21 protein-coding genes are annotated in these 18,185 nt (G+C 45.0%); 9 read left to right on the forward strand and 12 right to left on the reverse strand.

Annotated elements, in window-relative coordinates; all coding sequences use genetic code 11:
- Window positions 1-76 precede the first annotated feature (76 nt).
- The gene (pncB, locus tag R7093_RS08485; protein ID WP_047102848.1) at window positions 77-1,387 is read right to left on the reverse strand and encodes a nicotinate phosphoribosyltransferase; all 1,311 of its coding nucleotides are present in this window, start codon (window positions 1,385-1,387) and stop codon (window positions 77-79) included.
- 298 nt (window positions 1,388-1,685) lie between these two features.
- On the opposite strand from pncB, the gene R7093_RS08490 reads away from it, so the two are divergent.
- The 4 genes from R7093_RS08490 to R7093_RS08505 all read left to right on the forward strand — a co-directional run bounded on the left by R7093_RS08490 (window position 1,686) and on the right by R7093_RS08505 (window position 4,531).
- Entirely contained in the window at window positions 1,686-2,411 is a 726-nt protein-coding gene (locus R7093_RS08490) for an NUDIX domain-containing protein (RefSeq protein ID WP_005373953.1), read from the forward strand.
- Window positions 2,412-2,443: 32 nt separating this feature from the next.
- Window positions 2,444-3,097: an isochorismatase family protein gene (locus tag R7093_RS08495; protein ID WP_033906301.1), complete on the forward strand. Its 654-nt coding sequence runs from the start codon at window positions 2,444-2,446 to the stop codon at window positions 3,095-3,097.
- A 29-nt stretch (window positions 3,098-3,126) separates the two neighbouring features.
- Window positions 3,127-3,483 carry a VOC family protein gene (locus R7093_RS08500; RefSeq protein WP_042523322.1) on the forward strand — a complete coding sequence of 119 codons (357 nt, stop codon included), beginning with the start codon at window positions 3,127-3,129 and terminating at the stop codon, window positions 3,481-3,483.
- A gap of 154 nt (window positions 3,484-3,637) precedes the next feature.
- Window positions 3,638-4,531, forward strand: a complete 894-nt coding sequence (locus R7093_RS08505; RefSeq protein ID WP_318146613.1) for a DMT family transporter — start codon at window positions 3,638-3,640, stop codon at window positions 4,529-4,531.
- Here R7093_RS08505 and R7093_RS08510 read toward each other — a convergent pair whose 3' ends face one another.
- Window positions 4,532-5,272 (reverse strand): DNA-binding transcriptional regulator YciT, encoded by a 741-nt coding sequence (locus tag R7093_RS08510; RefSeq protein WP_017635127.1) that lies wholly within the window; start codon window positions 5,270-5,272, stop codon window positions 4,532-4,534.
- 217 nt (window positions 5,273-5,489) lie between these two features.
- Here R7093_RS08510 and R7093_RS08515 point away from each other — a divergent pair, with 217 nt between their 5' ends.
- On the forward strand, window positions 5,490-5,969 hold the full coding sequence (locus R7093_RS08515; RefSeq protein WP_005388723.1) for a peptide-methionine (S)-S-oxide reductase: 480 nt from the start codon (window positions 5,490-5,492) through the stop codon (window positions 5,967-5,969).
- Window positions 5,970-6,007: 38 nt separating this feature from the next.
- On the opposite strand, the gene R7093_RS08520 is transcribed toward R7093_RS08515, so the two are convergent.
- The 4 genes from R7093_RS08520 to R7093_RS08535 form a co-directional block, all read right to left on the reverse strand.
- Entirely contained in the window at window positions 6,008-7,063 is a 1,056-nt protein-coding gene (locus R7093_RS08520) for an NAD(P)H-dependent flavin oxidoreductase (RefSeq protein ID WP_047102786.1), read from the reverse strand.
- 187 nt (window positions 7,064-7,250) lie between these two features.
- On the reverse strand, window positions 7,251-8,654 hold the full coding sequence (gene eat, locus R7093_RS08525) for an ethanolamine permease (RefSeq protein WP_047102787.1): 1,404 nt from the start codon (window positions 8,652-8,654) through the stop codon (window positions 7,251-7,253).
- A gap of 11 nt (window positions 8,655-8,665) precedes the next feature.
- Window positions 8,666-9,550, reverse strand: a complete 885-nt coding sequence (gene eutC, locus R7093_RS08530; RefSeq protein WP_225491675.1) for an ethanolamine ammonia-lyase subunit EutC — start codon at window positions 9,548-9,550, stop codon at window positions 8,666-8,668.
- A complete protein-coding gene (locus R7093_RS08535; RefSeq protein WP_115386484.1) occupies window positions 9,543-10,955 on the reverse strand; it encodes an ethanolamine ammonia-lyase subunit EutB in 1,413 nt (470 codons plus the stop codon). Before R7093_RS08535 ends, eutC begins: the two co-directional genes overlap by 8 nt.
- Before the next feature lie 184 nt (window positions 10,956-11,139).
- Here R7093_RS08535 and R7093_RS08540 point away from each other — a divergent pair, with 184 nt between their 5' ends.
- On the forward strand, window positions 11,140-12,090 hold the full coding sequence (locus R7093_RS08540) for a helix-turn-helix domain-containing protein (RefSeq protein WP_225491674.1): 951 nt from the start codon (window positions 11,140-11,142) through the stop codon (window positions 12,088-12,090).
- A 44-nt stretch (window positions 12,091-12,134) separates the two neighbouring features.
- On the opposite strand, the gene R7093_RS08545 is transcribed toward R7093_RS08540, so the two are convergent.
- A complete protein-coding gene (locus tag R7093_RS08545) occupies window positions 12,135-12,662 on the reverse strand; it encodes a TetR/AcrR family transcriptional regulator (RefSeq protein ID WP_005373975.1) in 528 nt (175 codons plus the stop codon).
- A gap of 122 nt (window positions 12,663-12,784) precedes the next feature.
- Here R7093_RS08545 and R7093_RS08550 point away from each other — a divergent pair, with 122 nt between their 5' ends.
- A complete protein-coding gene (locus R7093_RS08550; RefSeq protein ID WP_017635120.1) occupies window positions 12,785-13,006 on the forward strand; it encodes a hypothetical protein in 222 nt (73 codons plus the stop codon).
- A gap of 99 nt (window positions 13,007-13,105) precedes the next feature.
- Here the strand turns inward: R7093_RS08550 and R7093_RS08555 are convergent, their stop codons facing one another.
- Complete coding sequence (locus R7093_RS08555; protein WP_005373979.1) at window positions 13,106-13,477, reverse strand: VOC family protein; 372 nt, start codon at window positions 13,475-13,477, stop codon at window positions 13,106-13,108.
- A 58-nt stretch (window positions 13,478-13,535) separates the two neighbouring features.
- Window positions 13,536-14,426, reverse strand: a complete 891-nt coding sequence (locus R7093_RS08560) for a LysR family transcriptional regulator (protein WP_213885412.1) — start codon at window positions 14,424-14,426, stop codon at window positions 13,536-13,538.
- A gap of 109 nt (window positions 14,427-14,535) precedes the next feature.
- Here R7093_RS08560 and R7093_RS08565 point away from each other — a divergent pair, with 109 nt between their 5' ends.
- The gene (locus tag R7093_RS08565) at window positions 14,536-15,147 is read left to right on the forward strand and encodes a LysE family translocator (RefSeq protein WP_033906294.1); all 612 of its coding nucleotides are present in this window, start codon (window positions 14,536-14,538) and stop codon (window positions 15,145-15,147) included.
- Between the two features lie 131 nt (window positions 15,148-15,278).
- On the opposite strand, the gene R7093_RS08570 is transcribed toward R7093_RS08565, so the two are convergent.
- The 3 genes from R7093_RS08570 to R7093_RS08580 form a co-directional block, all read right to left on the reverse strand.
- Window positions 15,279-15,488: a hypothetical protein gene (locus tag R7093_RS08570; protein WP_005373984.1), complete on the reverse strand. Its 210-nt coding sequence runs from the start codon at window positions 15,486-15,488 to the stop codon at window positions 15,279-15,281.
- A gap of 105 nt (window positions 15,489-15,593) precedes the next feature.
- Window positions 15,594-17,192 carry a chaperonin GroEL gene (gene groL / locus R7093_RS08575; protein ID WP_053304624.1) on the reverse strand — a complete coding sequence of 533 codons (1,599 nt, stop codon included), beginning with the start codon at window positions 17,190-17,192 and terminating at the stop codon, window positions 15,594-15,596.
- Window positions 17,193-17,225: 33 nt separating this feature from the next.
- Window positions 17,226-17,516, reverse strand: a complete 291-nt coding sequence (locus R7093_RS08580; protein WP_005373989.1) for a co-chaperone GroES — start codon at window positions 17,514-17,516, stop codon at window positions 17,226-17,228.
- A 267-nt stretch (window positions 17,517-17,783) separates the two neighbouring features.
- Between R7093_RS08580 and R7093_RS08585 the strand changes: the two genes are divergently transcribed.
- Window positions 17,784-18,134, forward strand: a complete 351-nt coding sequence (locus tag R7093_RS08585; RefSeq protein ID WP_151515805.1) for a rhodanese-like domain-containing protein — start codon at window positions 17,784-17,786, stop codon at window positions 18,132-18,134.
- The last annotated feature ends 51 nt before the right edge of the window (window positions 18,135-18,185 follow it).

Consider the following 18,185-nt stretch of genomic DNA (forward strand, 5'->3'; position numbering starts at 1 on the left):
GAAATCACCCTCCACGTTTACCTATATAAATTTGTCGTAACGATAGAGGGTGCTTATCATGGAGAGAGGATAACGCCTACGCGTCGATGAGATAATTTTGACCTTCAGTTTCTAAACGATCAATCATTTTACGACACTCATTTAAATCAAGAGGTTGTTCAAAGCGGCGCTTGAGATTCATCAAAAAGAAGATATCTTCACACATGGCTTTCTCAGGTTCGTCACTGATTTTGGCGACCGGTGAACCATTGCACGTGACCATTTTTATCACGATAGAAAGTGGCTGGTAGGCTTCACCATCTTTATTGACATAATCACCCATATCATTGGCAAGAAAAGTACCGATACCAAAACTCACCTGAATACGTCCTTGGAAATACTCGCAAATATCTAACGCTTGTTCGAAGTTAAGTCCGTCGGTAAACACCAGTGTTTTTGTTAATGGGTCTATATTCAGCGACTGGTAGTGTGCAATCATTTTTTCACCCCAGCTATAAGGGCAACCACTATCGTGACGTACACCGAAGTACGCGTTACTTAGTTCTTCATCAAAGTCTTTAAGGAAAGCATCGATACCAATCGTATCGGTTAACGCAATACCTAGTGCACCATTAAACATTTTTTGCCAACGTTGCAACGCCACTTTTTGCGAATCTCGCACATTCACCAGAGCTTGGTGTCCCATAAACCATTCATGAGCAACGGTGCCGATAGGCGTCAAGTTTAGCTCTTTTGCTAAGTGATAGTTGCTTGTTCCTGTCAAACATTCCGGCACTTCCTGGCACAAATATTCCAGCATAGTGCGCTGAGCTTGGAAGGAAAAACGTCGACGCGTCGACATGTCAGAAAATTTAAAGTTAGTGATGTTACGACGTTTTAGTTCCGACTTTAGGTGCCGAATTTTCTCTTCTAAAACAGTGGTAAATTGCGCAACAGGGATATCTGACCAACGCTGACGGCTACGAACTTCAGACACGATGCTCATGATGATCGTTTCGTACAAGATGGTATCTCGCCACAAGCCGTTAATGGTAATTCTTAACTGGCTTGAGCCATCAGCCATGGCTTTATTATGGAAAGAGACATCACTTTGTGGGTTGAAACGGAAATGGCGCAGTGCATCAACAAAGTCAGGATTCAGGTAAGGCGCGACACGCTTAATATATTCAATTTCTTCTTGCGTAAATTGAATATCTTGCAGTTTAAGGACTTCGGCTTTTACCTCGGGCAAAAGCTCAGAGAGGTCTTCCTCACTGCGCACGATAAACTTATATGACACCATCGCATCAGGGTAAAGCGCTGTTACAGCACTCATCATATTGACTTTGTAGACATCGAAATCCAAAGCGCTTTGAATGATGCGGGAAGAAAATAGTTTGGTGGTCATTAGGTGCCCTTCTACATGCCCTTCCTGGGTATATAACTTTTTGTTACTAACTAATTTGCGTAAACAATAAACACCCATCTATAGTTTGTCAACTTTTGTTACTAACCACTCATTTTTATAAGGTTTTTTTGTCTAGAATTCGAGCAAGTATTGTGAATAAGTCAGAGTCATCCGTAAATTTATGCTCAAACCGTATTAAGAACACTACCGAAAACGTTTCTAACAACTCGTTACTTACCCATTGATTGACCACTTGTTATGCGCTAGATTACTTACAAATCAATATTAGGACCCAACCATGATCGTATCTGTCGACATTATTCCATTCAGGCTATCTGGCTGTGCCGATAAGGGATTGGAAGTGTTGTTGATTAAACGTTCAAATCCAAATCGGCCATACCATGGAGTCTGGGCACTACCGGGCGGATTTGTCTTTGATAAAGACTTAACCAGTGAAGGCGGACGCCCGGCCGATGAAAACTTTGAAGCGGCGCGTCGCCGAATTTGCCGTGAGAAAATCCATACCTACCCTCGCCATTTTAGCGAAGCATTTATCGACGGTGATCCAAAGCGCGATCCAGAAGACTGGAGCTTAAACATTACGCACTACGCCTTAGTTGATCGTAACAATGTAGAGCAAATAAATAATGCAGGTGTACCGGAATGCCAACTTAAATGGTTTTCGCTACAGGCTATTCTCAATGGAGAAGAAACCCTCGCATTTGATCATCAAAAAACCATTGAAAAAGCGTGGCAAAAGCTTCGTGCATCCATTGAATACACATCGGTTCTTTTGTTTGCATTAGACAAAGAGTTTTTGGTTGCGGACATCATTTCTGCTTATCAAGAGTTTGGTATTGATATCAGCCGAATGACGATTAAGCGCCGCTTGATAGATTCAGGCGTACTAAAACCCACTAATAAAGTCGCTTCTACCAACAAAGGCAAAGGTGGAAAACCCGCAATGGTATATACGCTGACTAGCGACGAAGTAACCTTTTTTCAAAACTGTTTGCGTGGATAAACGCAGACAATCAGACAGACAAGGAGTCTGCCATGACTGTTCGAGTAAACTATCAAACTACAGCAGTGATCGACGTTGATCCAGAGAAAGGCTTTAGTGAGTTATGTCCAAATGAACTGCCCGTTGCAGGTGCGTTGGAAATCGTACCGGAGCTTTTGAACAATCATGCTAAAGGCCGATTAAAACTGGTCAGTCGTGACTTGCACCCACCGAAAGCAAAATGGGATGCAGAATCGCCAGCCAATATGCTTGAGCCCGTTGGTTTACCGAATGTGGATATAAAGTGGAACCGTCACTGTGTGCTTGGCACAACAGGTTCTGAGCTGCTAGATGGCTTACCACCCGTGTTGGACTATGATTTTCAAGTTAATAAAGGTATGGATCCTGACGCACACCCTTACGGTATTTTTTTCCATGATATTGCCGACACCAAAACGACAGGCGCGCATGAATTTCTAAAGTTCAACGGGATTGATACCTTAGTTATCGGTGGCCTTGCCTTAGACTTTTGCGTGAAAAAATCCGTCATGCAAGCGCTGGAACTTGGCTACAATGTGGTAGTTAATCTTGCTTCAACTCGTGCGGTGCTGCCTGATAATGTAGAGAATGTGCTGACAGAGCTCAGAGATAATGGCGCATTATTTGTCGAAAAAGCGGACGACATCATCGTAGAAAAGTTCGCCTAGAAACGATAGTAACCGAGAAGGATTTCACCATGCATCAACATGAAAAATTGAATTACGTTGAATTTGGTTCCACTAATGTCAGTGCGACCAAACAATTTTTTGAGCGTGCTTTTGACTGGAGCTTTACCGATTATGGTCCAGAATATTCTGCATTTTCAGGACAAGGGTTGGATGGCGGATTCTTCAAATCTGAGTTTATAAACCAAACCGCAAATGGTGGCGCACTTTTAGTATTTTATAGCTCAGACATTCAGGCCACTCAGACAAAAGTAGAGCAGCATGGTGGAAAAATTATCCGCCCTATTTTCGAATTCCCCGGCGGCTGTCGATTCCACTTCACTGAACCGAGTGGAAATGAATTCGCAGTATGGTCAGAGAGCCATTAAGTCATCATAAATCAACAACACACCATCAACGTGAGCCCAAGCTAGCCAGATCCGGAACTGGCATTACATTTCTGGTTGACCTCATCCTTGGTTTAATTCACTGTTAGCGCAACAATTAATCGATGAGGCGCTAGACCTCGACCAAGGATGTCAAATGACTGCCGTCAGTTTTTTTCGCTTACTCTGCCTCGCTACTATTTGGGGTGGCTCGTTTCTGTTTATGCGAGTCGCCGCCAACACATTCGGGCCGGCTTACTTAATCGAATTTCGAGTTACATTTGCCGCCGTCGCTTTGTTATTGATCGCCGTATATTTGAAAAAGAAACTCACGTTAACTGCGCATACTAAACACTTCTTTATTATTGGCTTATTCAATAGCGCAGTTCCATTTTTACTCTTTGCGTACGCAGCCCAGACACTGAATGCATCAACTTTAGCAATATTGAACTCAACCGCCCCAATATGGGGAGCACTAGTTGGCTTTGTTTGGTACCGCAGCCCACTCACAGCGAAATCTGTTCTCGGTATGCTAATAGGCATTGGAGGCGTTGCAGTCTTGGTCGGCTTAGATACTTCAACCATAGGTGAAGAAGCCATGCTCCCTATTGCCGCCAGTTTGATGGCTTCTTTCAGCTATGGCATTGCTACCAACTACACTAAAAATGCGCCACAAGTACCTGCTTTTGACAATGCTCACGGCAGCATGTGGGCGGCGGTTATTTGGGTACTGCCGCTGCTACCATTCTTACCAATGCGTGCAGAACCAAGTCATTTCGAATGGAGCTCTGTTGTCACGCTCGGCGTTGTATGCACAGGGTTCGCTTATTTGCTCTATTTCCGCTTAGTTTCTGATATCGGCCCAGCGTCAGCACTGACTGTCACTTTTCTTGTTCCTGTTTTTGGTATCTTATGGGGCTACTTGGTGCTAGATGAGCCCGTCGGCTCTAACACCATCATAGGAACAATTCTAGTGCTTAGCGGCACTATGCTAGTCACCGGTTTCTCCCCAACAGCAATGCTCGCGAAGCGAAAACGAAGCGTGGCTTAATCAGCCTAATATAACTTCCACACCTCGCTTTTTGATTTGTTCAAGGTCGCTTTTCGGAGCGGCTTTGTCAGTCAGCAGCACTGATATTTCGTCAGTCTTACCAATTGATGAGGGATAAATTTGCCCAAATTTACTAGAATCCGTTAGAACAATATTGCGCCTTTTTTTCGCAATGATGGTTTCTGCGATCTCAGCACGCATCATGTCGCGGCTAGTAAAGCCAGTGTCTTGATGGAAGCCGTCAATACCCAAGAAGGCCGTGCTGAAATGAATGTTCTCAATACACAACTTAGTCAGCGGTCCGACCAAGCTCTCGCCTTGGTGCTGATATACGCCACCAAGCAAGATAATGTTGGCAGAAGTGTTACGGATGAGATGGGCGATATACGCCGATGGCGTAATAATGGTCACATCGCCGCGCTCAGCCAATGTCCGAGCCAACAACGCATTGGCACTGCCTCCTTCAATCAGCACTGTCTCATTCGGTGCGACCAAATCCGCAGCTTGGTTTGCGAGCGATTGTTTAATATCGAAACGTACTTCTAGACGGGCATCAATGTCATCACTTTGCAACGCGGTAGCTGCGCCGTGAACGCGCTTTAGGTAGCCCTGTTGCTCCAGAAAGTTCAAATCCTGTCTGATGGTCACACCCGACACGCCAATGATGTCAGAAAGCTCTGTGACTTGAACGCGTTTACGGTCGTTCACTAATTGCAGGATTTCATTTTGTCTTGGGTTCACAGGTTCGCTCCTTATTGATGAGCTTACAGTATACTCACCTGATGTTTCATATGAAAAGAACTTGAAAGTAAAAAGGAAAAAACGCGTGGTCTGATTAGCCAAGCTGTACCTTGCGAATATCGCTCCCATCAACAGATAATAGGGCAACGAAAATGGGATGGAAGAAGAGGGGTTAACTCCCTACATCCCAACAACGATAGAGACTAGGATCAAAGTAATGGAAGAAATTTACTTCGCAGGCGGCTGCCTTTGGGGCGTGCAAGAATTTATGCGCCACCTTCCGGGCGTAATCAACACAGAAGCCGGGCGAGCAAATGGCACAACGGATAACACTCAATCCGAATACGATGGCTACGCAGAGTGCGTGAAAACCCAGTTCGATGCTGAGCAAGTTTCGGTTGAAACTTTAATGGGGTATTTGTTTGAGATAATCGACCCTTACAGCGTTAACAAGCAAGGTGAAGACGTAGGTGAGAAGTACCGTACTGGTGTTTATAGCCAAAACGAACAGCATCTCACCATCGCGAAAGCGTTTATCGCAGCACGACCGGACGCCGACAAGATCGCCGTAGAAGTACTGCCACTCACAAATTATGTGCCAAGTGATGATGAGCACCAAGACAGACTCACAAACTTTCCGAATGATTACTGCCACATCCCATTAGATTTACTACATAAATACAGGGATAACTCGTAACCATTCAGTCAGCATCGCTTTAAAAGGCAAGATGCATATCAGTTTAAATCGATGCCTTCCACTAATGACAATGTCATTTCTGCCGCCGATATTTCCTTACAACCCGACGAGTTTTGTCCGCACCACAACGGTGTGAATTCATCTCGGTTTTGCTTTTCCATAAGCGCTCTTAGTTGAGCCATTTCAATGGAGGCGTATGGGAATTTCGGCGCAAACTCACTGATGTAGCCTAGCTCCGACATCGCGCGATTCACAATGCCTCTCGCTGGTCGGCCCGAGAAAACATTGGTCACAGCGGTATGTTGCGCGCGTTCACTGGCAATGGCATATCGATGTAAAGACGATGTTTTCGCCTCATCACACAACAAATAGGCGCTGCCAACTTGAACGGCACTCGCTCCTAATCTCAACGCGGCTTCCACCCCACTTCTATCAGCGATTCCGCCTGCAGCAATAACGGGCAAATTCACCCGTTTGGCGATTTGTGGTAATAACGCCATCAAACTTAATTGAGTAGTTAAATCATCCGATAAAAACATACCTCGGTGTCCACCAGCCTCCAAGCCTTGGGCGATAATGCCGTCAACGCCTTTTGCTTCTAGCCAAAGTGCCTCGTCCACCGTAGTCGCTGACGAAAGGATCTTCCCTCCCCACCCTCTAATTCGAGCTAACAGATCATCATCTGGCAAACCAAAGTGGAAACTGATCACTGGCGGTGCAAATGGTTCAATCGCGTCAGCAATATCATGATTGAAAGGCATCCTTGTCGGAGCGTTTGGCTGAGCCTGAACGGTTGCATCAACCTCGGAAAAATACGGTTGCAGCGTTTTTTGCCACTTTTCGTGCTTGTTGGCGTCATATTCCGGCATTTCATGGCAAAAGAAATTGAGGTTAAACGGTCGGTTAGTTGCCTGCTTGATAAATTGAAGTTCTTTTACGATGGCGTCTTTGTTCAGCATTCCACAAGGTAACGAGCCAAGCCCGCCAACATTACTGATGGCTATGGTCATTTGGCTGTCTTGCACACCAGCCATTGGCGCTTGAATAATCGGTAACTCTGTTCCCAAAAGTGTATTAAATACCTTGTTTATCATGCTCTTTCCTTGAAAACTTAACCTTTACCTGTGATGGATCTTCGCCATCGTTATCCAGACTAGACTTTCACATGATTAACCGCTTATAAAGTTAAAGTGATGCATTTGTGCGCTATGCACTTTTGATAGAAATGACAAAGGGAGCCTATGGCTCCCTTAATATGCTGAATAACAAGAATCAAAGTGACTATCGTACGACATCTGATTCAAGCTCTAGCTCTGCTACAGACAGCATGGCAAACTCTTCCTCGGCGGTTGCTGCCACCAATTTGTTGCGGCTGTATAACCCATAATAAACACCACCGATAAGAAACAATCCCATTGTCATAAAAAAGGCTGAGGGATCAAAAGCATAAACACCTGTCATTGCGACCAAAGAAAGCACCAGAGAAATACTCGAAGTAATTATCCCACCAGGCGTTTTATATGGACGAGTTAATTCCGGCTGTTTAATTCGCAATAAAATATGGCTCAAGGACATTAATGCGTACGATACAGTCGCACCGACAACAGCCATCGCCAAGATTAAGTCCCCCTCACCCGTAAGTGAAACCAAGAACCCAAAAACGCCCGGAACCAAAAGCGCACGAGAAGGCACTTTTTTGTCACTGGTTAATGACAAAGTTTGCGGTAAATAACCCGCGCGGGAAAGCGCAAACACCAAGCGACTGTAACCATAAATGATTGAAAAGAAAGAAGCGATAAGGCCAGCCAATCCAAGTAAGTTCACGGCCATTGCTACCGTTGAATTGCCCGTAAGCTTTAGGGCGTCAACTAATGGCACCGCGCTATCGCCTATGACCTTTGAGCCAACCGCACCAGCCAAAAGGACGACTACGAGAGTTGCGGTTAGCAATAAAAACAGCATCGCACCAATGATGCCTTTGGGAACATCTTTTGCCGGATTTTTTGCCTCCTCTGCCGCTAAAGGCACACCTTCAACCGCAAGAAACAACCACATTGCAAATGGCAACGCAGCCCATACGCCATACCACCCAAACGGCAAGATTTCTGTTGCCTGAGCCGTCGCCGGAGCAATATCGAATAAGTTATTAACGTCAAAGTGACCAATAAGCACAGCAGCAGTAATGAGAATAGCTAGCACAGCCAAACCGCTGATGACCATCATTACTTTGAGAGCTTCGCCAACCCCTGCCATATGAATAGCGATAAAGACGGCGTAGAAAAGTGCGTAAACAACAGGGCCATCGATACCAACCAATTCATTCACTGCTGAGCCAATAAAAATCACTATCGCAGCAGGCGCGAGCGCATATTCAATCAAAACTGATAAGCCAGTGAAAAAGCCACCTGTCGGCCCCATCGCCTGTCTTGCGAAGCTGTAACCACCACCCGCAGCAGGAATAGCCGCAGACATTTCAGCTAAAGACAATACTAGCGTGAAATACATTACTGCCATCGCGATAGCAGCAATAAGAAAGCCTCCCCATCCTGCTTGAGCGATGCCAAAGTTCCAACCGGCGAAGTCACCAGATATAACATACGAGACACCTAAGCCAGCAAGTAAAATCCAACCTGCGGTGCCTCTTTTTAGCTGCCTTTTGGCCAAGTACTCCTGATGTTTAGACATAGTAAATCCTTCTACTTTGATGAAATTAAAAAGTTGTCGCTGTGTTTATCTTCAACGCTTGCGCCACTTGGCTCATTGATATCGGAGCGATCTTTCAGATTCACTCCTGACAGTTGTAATTTTCGAGCCTCCTTGAGCAAGTAAAATGCGCGTTCACAGGCATCGTCATAGTTGAGCCCCTGAGGGCGCACATTGGAAATGCAGTTTCTTTGGGAATCTTTAGAGCCTCGTTTAGCCCCCCAAGTGAGATACATACCCATGCTATCCGGAGAAGTTAGACCGGGTCTCTCTCCAATTAAAACCAGCACGGCCTTGGCGTTAAAACATTCACCAACATCATCCCCTACCGCTACTCTTCCTTGCTTTACGACTGTGATAGGTGCGAATTTCCATTGATGTTCATCATCAGCGCTTAAAAGAGAAATCAATCGAGTAACAACAGGCACGGCATGATTTTGAATTGCGACGGAAGAAAGTCCATCAGCAATAACAATCGCAAGATCAATGTCAGTGTTATGCTCATTTGCTATCAAGTTGAGCGTTTGCCAAGAAGATTCATCAAGCAGCCTTCCTAGATCGGGCCTTTGCAGGTACATAAGCCGGTCACTCACTTGACTGCTCACTACCACTGGAGGTTCTAAGGTATTTTCAAGAATCGAGTAAGAGTCCGATAAACCAGCAACGAGAGAGTCAACATTCAAACTGCAATGCACTGCATCCATAGCTTGGGCATGATCCAGCTGAAATGAGAGTAACTCGTTGGTTGGTACACTGTTTCCGCTGCGACCCAGAGCGATCCGAGCAGAGGTGAAGTCGCGTAACTTGCCCCAAGGGTTGTGTGTGACAACTCCAGACTCATCTTGTGGGGACTGAGCAATGGTGATTACTTTACCCATGAGAATACCCCTTATTCAGTTGGTTAATTGCTCCCGAAAACGAGCGAGAGATTTGCTCACTTAACCGAACGTCTTGCACGCTCTCGAAAATCTGCATCTCCATTAACCATTTTTCAAACTCTGGTGCTGGCTTCAAACCGAGTACTTTTCTTGCGTAAAGGGCATCGTGAAATGAGGTAGTTTGATAGTTGAGCATGATGTCATCAGACCCTGGAATACCCATGATGAACGAGCACTCGGCCACACCTAATAGTGTCAGCAAGTTATCCATGTCATTCTGATCGGCATAGGCATGATTGGTGTAACAGATATCGCAACCCATAGGTAAACCAAGCAACTTTCCACAGAAATGATCTTCAAGCCCAGCACGAATGATCTGTTTGCCATCAAACAGATACTCAGGGCCAATAAACCCAACGACAGTATTAACCAACAAAGGATCGAACTGTTTCGCGACAGCATAAGCGCGGGCTTCACAAGTCTGCTGATCGACCCCATGAAATGCATTCGCAGACAGCGCTGTACCTTGTCCGGTTTCAAAATACATCACATTGTTTCCTACGCTACCTCGATTCAAAGACAACGCGGCTTCATGGGCCTCTTTCAAAATCGACAAGTCGATTCCGAAGGTATCATTCGTCCCTTGCGTGCCGCCTATCGACTGAAAAACGAGATCGACTGGTGCACCCATTTCAATGGCTTCGATCGTGTTCGTGACATGAGTTAACACACAAGACTGAGTCGGTATTTGATAGTGTTGAATCACCTCATCCATTAAGTTCATTAACTTAATAGCTTGAGGTACATTATCTGTTGCCGGATTGATACCGATAACCGCATCGCCATTTCCGTACATCAGACCATCAAAAATGGTCGCTGCGATACCGTTGAGAGAATCAGTGGGATGATTCGGCTGTAAGCGAGTAGACAGGCGACTCGGCAAACCAATCGTATTCCGAAAAGCCGTGACAACTTGGCATTTTTTAGCAACGAGAATCAAATCCTGGTTGCGCATAATCTTACTGACTGCGGCCACCATTTCTGGTGTTAAACCTTGACGAATTTTAGCCAACGTTTCACCATCGGCTTCTTCACTCAGCAGCCAATTTCGAAAATCTCCGACCGTCAAGTGCTCAATCGGCTTAAAGGCTGCAAGGTCATGCGTATCGATAATTAGGCGAGTGATATCGTCGCTTTCGTATGGAATAACCGCCTCGTTAAGAAACGTTTTAAGTGGTAACTCAGACAGCGCCATTTGTGCGACTACACGTTCTGCCGCTGACTGAGCACAAACCCCGGCTAACGCATCGCCTGAGCGCTCCGGTGTCGCTTTCGCCATCAAGTCAGCTAATGACTTAAAGGTATAGACTTTACTTCCTTGTTGCCGACGATAAGTTGCCGTCATTGCTCTTCCTCTTCACTATTTGGTTCGCTTTTTGCTGAACTATCAATAAGCTTTAAGAAAGTATTGCCAAATGTGTTCCGTAGCGTTATCAAAAACTGGCAACATTTATAAACCAATAATAAACAATGAGTTATGTAAATACTGCTCCAACATGACTCACAAAAAAGGAATGAGCATCACAAGGATGAGTAACCAAATGCCCCAAACTGCACCAATGCTGTGCATCCATCACACTAAGGATGCAAACCAACAAGCTGCGAGTCTGATAAACTGGCAACAGGAATATGACCAACTCAGCGATGGTCGATTTTTAGGTCAAATTCGAGAACGACGATTTCCCAATTTCCATGTATTTCGTGAAGACAGTAACCGCTCGCTAAGACAGCAATGCAGGATTGAACAGGGAGGTATTTGGTTGGGTTTGAGTACGGAAAATAAGCCGCTACACCTAAATCACAGTCAGTTTAATTCAAGCCAACTTTTGCTTAGGCAAGGTGGCGCTGATTTTGAGTTAATGACACCGGAGCAGTTTTCTATCTATGGAATAGTGCTCGACAAAAACTTCGTTCACATCATAGAAAATCAACTTGAGCTTGGGAGCATCCAAAACAACACATTGCACTTAACGGGGTTGACGGAAAAACACATTCAACAACTTAAATACTGCTTAGGCATGTTACTTGGTTCCGCCGAGCCAAGATGGTCTGAAACCACACATCAAGCAATCTTAAAAGATATTGTGCTGGAGTTGTTCTCACTCAGTTCACTGCACACGAGCCATCCGATATCAATCTCTCATCGTCAACACGTGATGCACCGTATAAAACAACAGCTACAGGATCTAGACTACCGTACGCCGATAACCGTCAGTGAACTGTGTGACGCAGTACACGTCAGTCGTCGCACACTACAGTACACCTTTGAACATTGCTGTAATACTTCCCCAAAGCAGTTCATACATCGAATGCGCCTGAATCAAGTACGTAGAGTGCTACAAAGCCCTGAAGATAATCGAACAATTGCAGAAATCGCTTTTGACTTTGGTTTTTTCCATCTCGGGCAGTTCAGTCAAAGCTACAAGCGGCTATTTGGTGAGACGCCAACTGAAACGAGAAAATGGGAGCCCAGCAAATAAAATGACAGGCAGTATATTCTTTCAGCTCCTGCGTTGGGGCCATGTTATGCAGTCGCAATGATTTGCTGAAACTTAGCATGAAGCTCTTCAAGTGCCGCTTCAACATCCGGTTCTGCACGGCTCAAGTGCGAGATTAACGTCATAAAATAGCAGTCAAAAATCAGCGGTATTTTTCCCTCAAGGACGGAGCTTCCGTTTACAGATTGAAACAAAGCTTGGTTAAACGACTGATAATAATCCAAATCCCAAATCACCTCTTTCAACAAAGCTCGGCTCAGCTCAACGTTCGCAAAATAGTAGCGATAGTATTTCTCCGTCAGCGCCAAACCAATGTCGATATCGGTTTTACCTTCCACACTGACTAGCGTTTCTTGGCTGATCTGTTGCAGTTGCGCCAGCATCCCTTCGCGCAAAATCGACAGTTTAGTCGGGAAATGGCTAAACACTGTGCCATCGGCTACTCCTGCTTCTCTCGCTATCTGCCTTGTGGTCGTCATGTCATAGCCATTTTGAGCAAAAGATGCCCATGCGGCTTTTAGAATTTTATCTCTGGTTTGTTGTCGCTTCGTCATTGATGTGTCTGCTTAATGAACCTGAAAGGATCATACCTTGCGTGGTTGAGATTGACAAATTGAGCGTGCTCATTTATAAAATTGAGCATGCTCATTTTATATAAAAACAAAAGGAATCGCTCATGTACGTATTAAACAAACTAGGCCAAGGATTGATTTTCTTCCCGACCATCTTCTGCTTTTCGTATATTTTAAGACCGATATTAATGGTCATCCTTATTCCAGGAGGACTCGCACTTTTGGCGTTAATCGGTGGCGCAGAAGTCAGAGCGGAACTCAAAGCCATGCTGCTTGAGGAGTTTTTTGGCGTTAGCCCATCGCACACCACCTCGAAAAAGGCGTGAGTGCGCTACAAACGTTGGCAAGGCTAAGTAAAAAAAGAAAACGCGCAGATATCGAGATCTCAATATCTGCGCGTAGATGTGGTGAAAATAAGACTGGCGTTAGTCAGTATTCATGTTCTGGCCAATTCGCCATAAAACGCCACTAGGGTCAAACAAACAACATTCGCGCATGCCCCAAGGTTGCTCGACTAGCTCTGTCAAACGCGAACCAAATTCTTCATGACCCACTTTGGATAAGTGCTGATGCCAGCTTTCTGCGTCTTCTACGAGCAAGTGCATCATGAAGTTATTGCCGTGTTCTGGCTCATAAAAATTCTGTAAAAGAAACGCGCAGCTACCTTGAGAGAAGTATGCTACATCACCGAAGTCCGACGCCATTTCAAAGCCAATCGCCTCATAAAAGCGTTTTGATAGCGCGTAATCTTTCGCCGGAACAAATGATTTGATTTCAACAATATTGAGGTTTTCCATTTCCAATTTCCTAAGCTTTTTCCATAAAACTGACTGACGTAATCTCGCTCTACGCCTTCTATTCGCCTTGCTTAATCTGCTGTGATGACAGTGGCACACACTCTGCCATTTGCGTTTGTAACCACGTGATAAATTTATGTTCGAGTTCTGTACGCTTTTTATCTTGACTCAATAAAACGTAATTGCAACTTGATGGAGAAAACCCAAATGGTGCGACCAAATTACCACGCTTAATATCGTCCATGACAAAAGGATACGATCCCATTGCGACGCCTAAGCCATCCACCGCGGCTTGTATGCAAAAATAAAAATGCGCGAATGATTGCTGAGTGTTGCCGTTGAAAGTTTCACAACGTGTTGATTGCTGCCAATCCGCCCAAGCATTCGGTCTGGTTTGGCTATTCAACAATCGAGCTGCTTTCAAATTGTCTTTAATGGATTGCCAATACTCAGGAGAAAATACCGGCCCCACCCACTCTTCCACAAGAATGGTTTTGTCGTAATCGTGATGCTGCGCAAAATCGTCTCGACGAATCGCCATCGAAAGCCCAGTTGATCCTAATGTTACCGGGCCACCAGCCGTCGACAAACGAACATCAGCACGGTGTTCATCATTAAACGCGGCCAACCTTGGCATCAACCAGCGCATGGTTAATGTCGGTTCACAAGACACTTCAAGATGCTGATGCTTCTCTTGAATAAGCGTATTCACGCCTGTTTCTAGCGTTTGGAATGCCGTTTCTGTGTATGTCTTGAGTAATTCGCCTTCTGCCGTCAACACGACTTTCCTGCCCTCTTTGAAGAACAAAGGTTGAGACAGATATTGCTCAAGTTGCTTGATCTGCTTACTCACGGCTCCGTGGGTAATGTTTAGTTTGTCAGCCGCTTCAGTGTAGCTTGAAGAACTCGCCGCAACGTGGAAGACATAAAAAGATTTCAGGTGACGCATCTGTGAGTTTTTCTCACCAATATGGGAATATTTTTCGATTATAGTCAGTAATAAAGACGCCTACAATTCCGCTACATCCCAGACTTCATCATTCAAACAGGAAACCGATATGGAATTTGTAACTCTTGCGTTATTAGGTGTGCTTATTGTTATTAGCCCTGGCGCAGACTTTGTTTTGGTATTAAGAAATAGCTTAAATCAAGGACGAAAAGCAGGCGTGTACAGTGCGATTGGTATCAGCATGGCGATAAGCATCCACATCGCTTACTCCATGCTGGGGATCAGTTACTTAATTTCACAAAATGAATGGTTGTTTAATCTCGTGCGCTATCTTGGGGCCGCTTATCTTGTCTACCTTGGGATTAAAGGAATATTCTCCTCGCAGCCTGCGTCAAACTCAGAAACCATTCAACAGAGCGAGTATTCAATGTGGCGATTTTTCATGCAGGGATTTCTGTGTAATTTACTCAATCCCAAGACGATGCTGTTTTTTCTGAGTATTTTTAGCCAAGTGATTTCTCCCGACTCTAGTCAGCAACACATCGCCTTTTTTTACGGGATTTATATGATTGCGCTGCATGGTATTTGGTTTTCTATCGTTGCTGTTTTATTCACGTCATCCCAGCTACAAGCTTTCTTGTTGAAGATTAAGCATCGACTCAATCAAGCATGTGGGGCGGGATTGATCATTTTCGGCGCGATGCTGGGCTTAAAGGTGTAGTACGCTTGCGGTCCGATTATCCCAATTCAAATTGATCATTGAACAAGTGGCAGTAATCAATTAAAAATCTACATTTTCAATACTTTAAATTAGAAAAAAACAGCCAACGTGCGCTGGCTGTTTCGATACAGTTAATGGATGACCCGAGCGTCCCCTTTAAATAACTGAGACAGATCGATAGTGAATATCGTCACTGTCGGACGTTTAGGCAGAGCATTTTCGATCGAAAACTCTGGCCCAGCTGGAACGAGGGGGAAGTGAATAGCAGTCGGCCACGTTGACGAAGCTTCATTACCGCCCGGCTCAGATATTGAGAAAGAAAACGCAGGTAAACGGGTCATAACACTTACCTCAAATGACTGATTAGCGGGCTCAAGCGAGCCCGCTTAGGTTTTGCAATGTTATTGTTATTTTAACGCTTACTTAATCACTAACGGTTGATGACGTTAGATATCAAGTTCTTTGTCTTCAACGTGGTTGGTGATCATCGCTTCAGTGGTGATCATCAAGCCAGCAACAGACGCTGCGAATTGAAGCGCTGAACGTGTTACTTTCGCAGGGTCCAAGATGCCCATTTCGATCATGTTGCCGTATTCACCTGTTGCAGCGTTGTAACCGTAATCGGAATCACCAGCTTTGACAGCGTTCGCCACAACAGAAGCTTCGTCACCTGCGTTAGTTGCGATTTGACGAAGAGGCTCTTCCATTGCACGTAGCGCAACTCGGATACCCACGTTTTGGTCATCATTGTCGCCTTTTAGATCCGCCAATTCTTTCGCGATCTTAGTTAGGGCAACACCACCACCAGCAACAATACCTTCTTCAACCGCTGCGCGAGTAGCGTGTAGCGCATCGTCCACGCGATCTTTCTTCTCTTTCATCTCAACTTCGGTTGCAGCGCCGATCTTGATCACCGCTACGCCGCCAGATAGCTTCGCAACACGTTGTTGAAGCTTATCTTTGTCGTATTGAGAAGTGGTTGTTTCGATTTGTTTTTCAATCGAAGCCACACGATCAGCAATCGCGCTTGCTTCTGCTGCGCCACCCACAATGGTTGTTGTGTCTTTGGTAATGGTCACTTTCTTCGCACTACCTAGTTGCTCTAACGTTGCTTTTTCGAGCTCTAGGCCGATTTCTTCAGAGATGACCGTACCAGCAGTTAGTACCGCAATGTCTTCCATCATCGCTTTACGGTTGTCACCAAAGCCAGGCGCTTTCACCGCAGTCGCACGCACGATGCCGCGCATGTTGTTCACAACCAATGTCGCTAGCGCTTCACCTTCGATGTCTTCAGCAATGATCAATAGCGAGCGAGAAGATTTCGCCACTTCTTCTAATACAGGCAATAGCTCGCGGATGCTACTGACTTTTTTGTCCACCAATAGGATGTAAGGGTTGTCTAGCTCTACGCTGCCATTTTCTTGGTTAGTGATGAAGTATGGCGACAAGTAACCGCGGTCGAATTGCATACCTTCAACCACAGACAATTCGTTGTTTAGACCTTGGCCTTCTTCAACCGTAATCACGCCATTGCGACCCACTTTTTCCATCGCTTCTGCAATGATTTCACCGATCGCGCGATCGCTGTTTGCAGAAATGCTACCCACTTGGGTGATGGATTCTTTGTCACTGCATGGCTTAGACATTTCACGTAGTTTCTCAACCGCCGCTTCAGTGGCTTTGTCGATACCACGTTTTAGGTCCATTGGGTTCATGCCAGAGGCTACCGCTTTAAGACCTTCATTGATGAAAGATTGCGCCAGTACGGTAGCCGTCGTTGTACCGTCCCCCGCTTCATCATTCGCTTTGGACGCCACTTGTTTCACCATTTGTGCGCCCATGTTTTCGAACTTATCTTTCAGTTCGATTTCTTTCGCTACAGACACGCCATCTTTGGTGATGGTTGGCGCGCCGTAAGATTTATCAAGCACAACGTTGCGGCCTTTCGGGCCTAGTGTCACTTTTACTGCGTCCGCCAGTAAGTTCACACCTTTCAGCATTTTTTGACGTGCGTCATTAGCAAATAATACGTCTTTTGCAGCCATGGTTATCTCCTCAAAAAACTACTACAAAAATAATTACTCAACGATTGCTAACACATCAGATTCGGACAGAATTAAGTATTCTGCGCCGTCAATTTTCTCGGTTTTCACGCCGTAACCGTCATTGAAAATGATTTGGTCGCCCACTTTGACTTCCATCGCAGCGCGTTCGCCATTTTCGAGGCGTTTACCCAAACCAACAGCGATGACTTTCCCGCGGTTTGATTTTTTCACCGACTGAGAAGTTAAAACGATTCCCCCTTCAGATTTATTTTCCACCTCTTGTCTTTCAACAATTAGCTTGTCATTTAAAGGACGAATTTTCATTTTTAAGTGCCTCCTACTTGGAACCAAAAATAAAAGACAAAATAAACATCAAGATGGATTTGCGAGTCGACAGCTCGCTTTCGATGAAAATAATAAGGTCGAAAAATTAGAGTTCAAGAGGTGAATTTGATAAAAATTTTTTATTAAATTAAATAAAATTTTCTATCGAATTATCGCATTCACAACTACTTAGCATCTCTTTATGATGGAAAATATGCTCAATCAAATCTAGAGTGGTTACGTACTCTTAAAAAGGATAATCAAACAATGAAAAAGGCCGTATCTCTATTTCTTGCAACGTTGTGCGTGAGCTTCCTCTCCCCCAACGTGTCGGCTTCTGAACGCGCTGAACAAGGGTGGCAATTGATTGACAAGGGCGCGATGATTGTCGATGTGCGCACGCCGCAAGAGTTTTCTGAAGGGCATTTGGATAATGCCGTCAACTTCCCTTTATCTGAACTTGATAAACATTTTCAAGACGTCGATAAAGATCAAGCTATCGTGTTGTACTGTCGCAGTGGTAACCGCTCTGGCAAAGCGTATCAATACTTACAATCACAAGGCTTTACGAATCTGCACAATGCCGGTGGCTTAGAAGAACTACAAGACGCCAAATAGTCGTCTCCGTTCTAATATACAAAGTAAAAGCACAGAGCGCGTCGCAAGCGT

The organism is Vibrio sp. 1580 (genome assembly GCF_033340055.1).

Excerpts from the sequence above, each read along its gene's own strand:
- pncB (WP_047102848.1), bottom strand. The coding sequence starts at position 1,387 with ATGACCACCAAACTATTTTCTTCCCGCATCATTCAAAGCGCTTTGGAT.
- R7093_RS08490 (WP_005373953.1), top strand. The coding sequence starts at position 1,686 with ATGATCGTATCTGTCGACATTATTCCATTCAGGCTATCTGGCTGTGCC.
- R7093_RS08495 (WP_033906301.1), top strand. The coding sequence starts at position 2,444 with ATGACTGTTCGAGTAAACTATCAAACTACAGCAGTGATCGACGTTGAT.
- R7093_RS08500 (WP_042523322.1), top strand. The coding sequence starts at position 3,127 with ATGCATCAACATGAAAAATTGAATTACGTTGAATTTGGTTCCACTAAT.
- R7093_RS08505 (WP_318146613.1), top strand. The coding sequence starts at position 3,638 with ATGACTGCCGTCAGTTTTTTTCGCTTACTCTGCCTCGCTACTATTTGG.
- R7093_RS08515 (WP_005388723.1), top strand. The coding sequence starts at position 5,490 with ATGGAAGAAATTTACTTCGCAGGCGGCTGCCTTTGGGGCGTGCAAGAA.
- R7093_RS08520 (WP_047102786.1), bottom strand. The coding sequence starts at position 7,063 with ATGATAAACAAGGTATTTAATACACTTTTGGGAACAGAGTTACCGATT.
- eat (WP_047102787.1), bottom strand. The coding sequence starts at position 8,654 with ATGTCTAAACATCAGGAGTACTTGGCCAAAAGGCAGCTAAAAAGAGGC.
- eutC (WP_225491675.1), bottom strand. The coding sequence starts at position 9,550 with ATGGGTAAAGTAATCACCATTGCTCAGTCCCCACAAGATGAGTCTGGA.
- R7093_RS08535 (WP_115386484.1), bottom strand. The coding sequence starts at position 10,955 with ATGACGGCAACTTATCGTCGGCAACAAGGAAGTAAAGTCTATACCTTT.
- R7093_RS08540 (WP_225491674.1), top strand. The coding sequence starts at position 11,140 with ATGAGTAACCAAATGCCCCAAACTGCACCAATGCTGTGCATCCATCAC.
- R7093_RS08545 (WP_005373975.1), bottom strand. The coding sequence starts at position 12,662 with ATGACGAAGCGACAACAAACCAGAGATAAAATTCTAAAAGCCGCATGG.
- R7093_RS08550 (WP_017635120.1), top strand. The coding sequence starts at position 12,785 with ATGTACGTATTAAACAAACTAGGCCAAGGATTGATTTTCTTCCCGACC.
- R7093_RS08555 (WP_005373979.1), bottom strand. The coding sequence starts at position 13,477 with ATGGAAAACCTCAATATTGTTGAAATCAAATCATTTGTTCCGGCGAAA.
- R7093_RS08560 (WP_213885412.1), bottom strand. The coding sequence starts at position 14,426 with ATGCGTCACCTGAAATCTTTTTATGTCTTCCACGTTGCGGCGAGTTCT.
- R7093_RS08565 (WP_033906294.1), top strand. The coding sequence starts at position 14,536 with ATGGAATTTGTAACTCTTGCGTTATTAGGTGTGCTTATTGTTATTAGC.
- R7093_RS08570 (WP_005373984.1), bottom strand. The coding sequence starts at position 15,488 with ATGACCCGTTTACCTGCGTTTTCTTTCTCAATATCTGAGCCGGGCGGT.
- groL (WP_053304624.1), bottom strand. The coding sequence starts at position 17,192 with ATGGCTGCAAAAGACGTATTATTTGCTAATGACGCACGTCAAAAAATG.
- R7093_RS08580 (WP_005373989.1), bottom strand. The coding sequence starts at position 17,516 with ATGAAAATTCGTCCTTTAAATGACAAGCTAATTGTTGAAAGACAAGAG.
- R7093_RS08585 (WP_151515805.1), top strand. The coding sequence starts at position 17,784 with ATGAAAAAGGCCGTATCTCTATTTCTTGCAACGTTGTGCGTGAGCTTC.